At 50.1% G+C, this 6077-nt stretch carries 7 protein-coding genes and 1 pseudogene; 7 read left to right on the top strand and 1 reads right to left on the bottom strand.

The features are described from left to right. The 5 genes and pseudogenes from pyrH to STRDD11_RS08500 all read left to right on the top strand — a co-directional run. Positions 1-220 (top strand): annotated as a pseudogene (pyrH, locus tag STRDD11_RS14440) (UMP kinase); the annotation flags it as partial. A gap of 19 nt (positions 221-239) precedes the next feature. Continuing rightward, positions 240-797, top strand: coding sequence for a ribosome recycling factor (gene frr, locus STRDD11_RS08515; RefSeq protein ID WP_128836967.1), 558 nt, complete (start codon positions 240-242; stop codon positions 795-797). A 102-nt stretch (positions 798-899) separates the two neighbouring features. Beyond that, on the top strand, positions 900-1754 hold the full coding sequence (gene cvfB, locus STRDD11_RS08510) for an RNA-binding virulence regulatory protein CvfB (RefSeq protein ID WP_128836966.1): 855 nt from the start codon (positions 900-902) through the stop codon (positions 1752-1754). A gap of 11 nt (positions 1755-1765) precedes the next feature. Then, a complete protein-coding gene (locus STRDD11_RS08505) occupies positions 1766-1981 on the top strand; it encodes a YozE family protein (RefSeq protein WP_128836965.1) in 216 nt (71 codons plus the stop codon). Between the two features lie 391 nt (positions 1982-2372). After that, positions 2373-3362 (top strand): PhoH family protein, encoded by a 990-nt coding sequence (locus tag STRDD11_RS08500; RefSeq protein WP_164828437.1) that lies wholly within the window; start codon positions 2373-2375, stop codon positions 3360-3362. Positions 3363-3407: 45 nt separating this feature from the next. Here the strand turns inward: STRDD11_RS08500 and ald are convergent, their stop codons facing one another. After that, positions 3408-4520: an alanine dehydrogenase gene (gene ald, locus STRDD11_RS08495; protein ID WP_128836964.1), complete on the bottom strand. Its 1113-nt coding sequence runs from the start codon at positions 4518-4520 to the stop codon at positions 3408-3410. 129 nt (positions 4521-4649) lie between these two features. Between ald and STRDD11_RS08490 the strand changes: the two genes are divergently transcribed. Both STRDD11_RS08490 and STRDD11_RS08485 read left to right on the top strand, forming a co-directional pair. Then, positions 4650-5219 carry a GNAT family N-acetyltransferase gene (locus STRDD11_RS08490; protein WP_128836963.1) on the top strand — a complete coding sequence of 190 codons (570 nt, stop codon included), beginning with the start codon at positions 4650-4652 and terminating at the stop codon, positions 5217-5219. Between the two features lie 181 nt (positions 5220-5400). Further along, entirely contained in the window at positions 5401-5934 is a 534-nt protein-coding gene (locus STRDD11_RS08485) for an isoprenylcysteine carboxyl methyltransferase family protein (RefSeq protein ID WP_128836962.1), read from the top strand. The last annotated feature ends 143 nt before the right edge of the window (positions 5935-6077 follow it).

The following is a 6077-nucleotide window of genomic DNA, read 5'->3' as shown; positions in this document are numbered from 1 at the left end:
CAATGCTGATCCGAAGAAGGACAAGACAGCAGTTAAGTTTGATGAGCTGACCCACCGTGATGTGATCAGCAAGGGCCTGCGCATCATGGACTCCACGGCTTCAACCCTTTCCATGGACAATGACATCGATCTGGTCGTTTTTAATATGAACGAAGAAGGCAATATCAAACGCGTTGTCATCGGTGAGCAAATCGGAACAACGGTATCAAATAATTTATAAGAATGGAGATTAAAAACTCATGGCAAATGAAATTGTAGAAAAAGCAAAAGAAAGAATGTCCCACTCGCACCAAAGTCTGGCCCGGGAATTCGGCAGCATCCGTGCCGGACGTGCCAATGCCAGCCTTTTGGACCGCATCCATGTCGAGTATTACGGCGTAGAAACGCCGCTCAACCAAATCGCTTCTATTACCATTCCGGAAGCGCGCGTACTCTTGGTAACGCCTTTTGACAAGTCTTCTATCAAGGACATCGAGCGTGCGCTCAATGCTTCTGATCTGGGCATTACCCCAGCCAGCGACGGCTCTGTCATCCGTCTGGTCATTCCGGCTCTGACCGAGGAAACCCGCCGGGATTTGGCCAAGGAAGTGAAGAAGGTCGGTGAAAATGCCAAGGTGGCGGTTCGCAACATCCGCCGCGATGCTATGGACGAGGCCAAGAAGCAGGAAAAAGCCAAGGAAATCACCGAAGATGAGCTCAAAGGTCTGGAAAAAGAGATTCAAAAAGTGACAGATGATGCGGTGAAGCATATTGATGACATGACAGCGCACAAGGAAAAAGAACTCTTGGAAGTTTAATGAAATATAGAGCGGGGATTCCCGCCTCGTCAAACTCAGTTGGCTTTGCTGGCTGGGTTTTCTTAGAAATTTCTTGCATCATGCAGGAAGAAAGAAGGAAACATGAATACAAATCTTGCCAATTTCATTGTCGGAATCATCACCGATGAAAATGAGCGCTTTTACTTTGTGCAAAAGGACGGTCAGACTTATGCCTTGGCCAAGGAAGAAGGCTCGCATCAGCTGAGGGAATCCGTCAAGGGCTTTGCCTACAGCGATATGAAGCAGAAGTTGCGCCTGACAACAGGTGATGTGACAGCCAGTCAGGAGTATTTCGGCTGGGCAACGGTGACCGAGGTCCGCAAGGATTTGGGAGTCTTTGTCGATACGGGTCTGCCTGATAAGCAGATTGTCGTGTCCCTGGATATTCTGCCGGAGATTAAGGAACTCTGGCCGAAAAAGGGCGATCAGCTCTATATCCGCCTGACTGTGGACAAGAAAGACCGGATCTGGGGGCAGCTGGCCTATCAGGAGGACTTTCAGCGCCTGGCCCGTCCGGCCTACAATAATATGCAGAATCAAAACTGGCCGGCCATTGTCTACCGGCTCAAGCTGTCTGGGACCTTTGTCTACCTGCCGGAAAATAATATGCTGGGCTTTATCCATCCCAGCGAGCGCTATGTCGAGCCGCGGCTGGGGCAGGTGCTGGATGCGCGGGTCATCGGCTTTCGCGAGGTGGACCGTACCCTCAATCTCTCCCTCAAACCGCGCTCCTTTGAGATGCTGGAAAATGATGCCCAGATGATTCTGACCTATCTGGAGACCAACGGAGGCTTTATGACTCTCAATGACAAGTCTTCGCCAGAAGACATCAAGGCTACCTTCGGTATTTCCAAAGGACAGTTCAAAAAAGCTCTGGGCGGCCTCATGAAGGCTGGTAAAATCAAGCAGGACCCGACTGGGACGGAGTTGCTATAAGAAAGGACACCATGAGAAAATCTTTTTACACTTGGCTGATGACAGAGCGCAATCCCAAGAGCAAGGAGCCCAAGGCTATTCTGGCGGACTTGGCTTTTCATGAGCCGGCCTTTCCCAAACACACAGACGACTTTGACGAGGTCAGCCGTTTTTTGGAGGAGCACGCTGGTTTCTCTTTTAATCTGGGGGATTTTGACCGGATCTGGGAAGAGTATCAGGCCCACTGACGGTCTCCGGACTTGTTTGCTGCTGATTTTCAGCGGGAATTATGACACCGGACTGGCTGAGAATAGTTTTTTCTCAGCTGCTTTGTTATAATAGACTTGTTGGGAAACGGCTGATTCTTCTTTCTTTTGCTTTGCTTGAATAGTGAGAGACTGAGGACGAATAGTCTGTTGACGGCGATCAGACATGGTCAGCCGCTGCTGTGGTCAAGCCAAGTTTCGCTTGGCTAAACTGAGGAGGCAAAGGAAAAGACCCCAGGCTTTTCCATTAGCAATGAAAGGACGGGGGTCGTTTGCCTGTGTGCCGACCGCTTAAGGCCAACTGACTCAGCATAGGGTTTCCGAACAAGTTTAATATCTAATATAGGAAAACAAACTAAGAGAGGTTCATTGTTTGCAGGAACATTCAGTAGACATTACGCTGAGCCATCCAGATGATTCCTTTCATCTTTTTGGCTCTAACGAACGCCACCTGCGGCTGATGGAGCAGGAACTGGGCGTGACGATTCATGCTCGGACCGAGGTTGTCCAGATTCTGGGGAGCGCGCTGCACTGTGAGCAGGCCCGTCAGGTCATTCAGGCTCTGCTGGTCTTGGTCAATCGCGGGATGACCGTGGGAACGCCTGATGTGGTGACGGCCATTACCATGGCAAAAAATCAGGAGATGGACAAATTTGTCGCTCTCTATGAGGAAGAGATTATCAAGGACAGCTACGGCAAGCCCATTCGGGTCAAGACTCTGGGCCAGAAAATCTATGTGGACAGTGTTAAAAACCATGATATTGTCTTTGGAATCGGCCCGGCAGGGACCGGGAAGACCTTTCTGGCGGTGACCCTGGCTGTGACGGCTCTCAAGCGCGGTCAGGTCAAGCGGATTATCCTGACCCGTCCGGCGGTGGAAGCAGGGGAAAGTCTGGGCTTTCTGCCGGGCGACCTCAAGGAAAAGGTAGACCCTTACCTGCGGCCGGTCTATGATGCTCTTTATCAGATTTTGGGCAAAGACCAGACCAGCCGGCTGATGGAGCGGGAAATTATCGAGATTGCACCCTTGGCCTACATGCGGGGACGGACACTGGATGATGCCTTTGTCATCTTGGATGAAGCGCAGAATACGACCATTATGCAGATGAAAATGTTTCTGACGCGGCTGGGTTTCCAGTCCAAGATGATTGTCAATGGAGATAGCAGCCAGATTGATTTGCCTCGAAATGTTAAGTCCGGCCTCATCGATGCGCAGGAGAAATTGGGAAATTTTTCCCAGATTGACTTTGTGCATTTTTCAGCCAAGGATGTGGTCCGCCATCCGGTCGTAGCCGAGATTATCCGGGCCTATGAGCCGGCTCCTCTTAAAGCTGGCAAATCTGATGCAGAAGAAACAGAATAGCATACGAAAAGAGCAGACATGGAAATCTGCTCTTTTAGTTTGTGATTAAACGAGTTCATCAATAGAGGTGCAGTCCCGTCCCAGACCTTCCGCCACGGGCTGGCTGGTAATCCGGCCCTGATAGGTGGTCACCCCCTCGCGCAGGCCGGCATCTTCTGCAATAGCTTCTTTGAAGCCCTTGTCAGCCAGTGCTTCAATATAAGGCAGGGTGACATTGGTCAGGGCAATGGTGGAGGTACGAGCTACGGCCCCGGGGATATTGGCAACGGCATAGTGCAGCACGCCGTGCTTTTCGTAAACAGGCTCATCGTGAGTCGTCACACGGTCAGCTGTCTCAATGACTCCGCCTTGGTCAACGGCTACATCCACGATGACAGAGCCCGGCTGCATTTGCTTGACCATATTATCTGTGACCAGTTTCGGTGCCTTGGCGCCTGGGATAAGGACTGCTCCGATGACCACATCGGCCTCCTTGACACTTTCTTCGATATTGAAAGAATTGGACATGAGGGTCTGGATTTGATGGCCAAAGACATCCTCTAAGACGGCTAAACGTTTGGCGCTGATATCCAGAATAGTGACCTGAGCTCCCAGTCCCAGAGCGATCCGGGCTGCATGGGTTCCTACAATTCCGCCGCCGATAATAGTGACTTTGCCTTTGGGCACACCGGGAACCCCGCCCAGAAGCACGCCGGATCCGCCTGCCTGCTTGGTCAGGAAGTGGGCACCGATTTGCACGGCCATGCGTCCGGCAACCTCGCTCATAGGCACTAGAAGCGGCAGATGGCCGTCCTCATCCCGGACGGTTTCGTAGGCTATGCCTGTCGTTTTGCCGGCAATCATGGCATCGGCCAGCTCAGGAGCAGCTGCCATATGCAGGTAGGTGAAGAGCAGCAGGTCTTCCCGCAGATAGGTGTATTCAGCAGCTAGAGGTTCTTTCACTTTAACGACCAGCTCGGCTGCCCAAGCTTCAGCAGCGGTAGGGACAATCTCTGCTCCCTGCTGTTGATAGTCCGCATCGGTAAAGCCTGAACCCAGCCCGGCCGTGGTCTCAATCAGCACTTTGTGGCCGCGGCCAACCAGACTGTGAACACCAGCCGGAGTAAGGGCGACACGGTTTTCGTTGTTTTTTATTTCTTTTGGAATACCAATTAACATAAGTGTTAGCTCCTTTTTTAAGTTGTTTTAATTGTATATGAAAGCGGTTTAAAAATCAAGAAAAAAGCGGAAAGCATTGCTTTCATGAGTGAATTATGCTAATCTTTTAAGAAAAAATAGGAGGCACGGATGGAAAATCTCTATATCAAACTATCCCAAAACCGCAGACTGGAAACGGAGCGGCTGCTCTTGCGCCCGGTAACGCTGGATGATGCAGAAAGCATGTTTGCCTATGCTTCGGATGAAGAAAATACGCGCTATGTCTTTCTGACCAATCAGAGCCTGCAAGAAACGAGAAATAATATCGCTGCTATTTACCTGGCCAGTCCTTTGGGGCGCTGGGGCATCGAGCTGAAAGGAAACGGCAAGTTCATCGGCACTATTGACCTGCACAAGGTAGATGCTGAGCTGAAAAAGGCAGCCATCGGCTATGTGATAAACAAAACATACTGGAATCAGGGACTGGCAACAGAGGCTAATCGGGCGGTCATCCGGCTGGCTTTTGAAAAACTCGGCATGAATAAGCTGGTAGCTGTGCATGACCGTGACAATCCAGCTTCAGGGCGAGTCATGGAGAAATCTGGCATGCGCTTTTCCCATGAAGAGCCCTATGCCAAGCTGGACAAACATCGGGAGGGACGGATAGTGACCAGATGCCATTATGTGCTGACCAAAGAGGAGTATGAGCGGCCAGAGTGATGCTGCTCAGTTTTTTTTGCCAAATAACTTGACTTGGCAGGCTGCCTCCTTATATAATAGACTGTAACGTAAATTTTATAGTTCTTTAGTTTGGCTTTTGTTAGCTCCTTAGCACAGTTTGCTTTGGCTGTCCTAGCAGCAAACGAAAGGACTGTCTGCTCAAAGAGTATCAGGAGGTTTTATGACAGTATCTTTAGTGATATATGCACTTGTTTTTGTTTTGCGTCTGGTGTTTCTGAGGACATCTTCCCGCAATGAGCAGGCCATCTTGGCTGCTGGCGGCAGAGAGTATGGGGTGAAAAATTCGACCATCATGAAATACCTGCACATTCTTTTTTATCTGCTTTGCCTGGGGGAGCTGGTACTGCGCAGGCCGGATTTTGATGGAATCAGCTTGCTGGGAGCGGTGCTGCTGGCTTTCTCTATGCTGATGCTCTATCTGGTGGCCAAGCTCTTGGGGCCGGTTTGGACCATCAAGCTGATGCTGGTCAAGGATCACAAGTTTGTGGACCACTGGCTTTTCCGCAATGTCAAGCATCCCAATTATTTCTTTAATGTAGTGCCTGAGCTGCTAGGTCTGGCTCTGCTCTGTCATGCTTATCTTGCGCTCTTTCTCCTTTTCCCGATCTACTGCATCACCTTGTATGTCCGTATCAAGGAAGAAGAGCAGCTGCTCAGGGAGGTCATTATCCCGAACGGAACTGCTGGCGAGTAAGTGTCGTCTGGATGTGAGAAGGCGGTGGGAATCTGTCCCATCGTTTTTTTTGACTTTTTCATCAAAGAAATGTTTGAAAAACGATTAAAATCCCTGCAAAAAAGGGAAAAATAGTTTATAATGAACAAAAAGTGATGAAATGG

The organism is Streptococcus sp. DD11 (assembly GCF_001578865.1).
Lineage (GTDB): Bacteria > Bacillota > Bacilli > Lactobacillales > Streptococcaceae > Streptococcus > Streptococcus panodentis.
The sequence above is the reverse complement of the archived record's forward strand: the minus strand, read 5'-3'. Positions and strand labels throughout refer to the sequence as shown.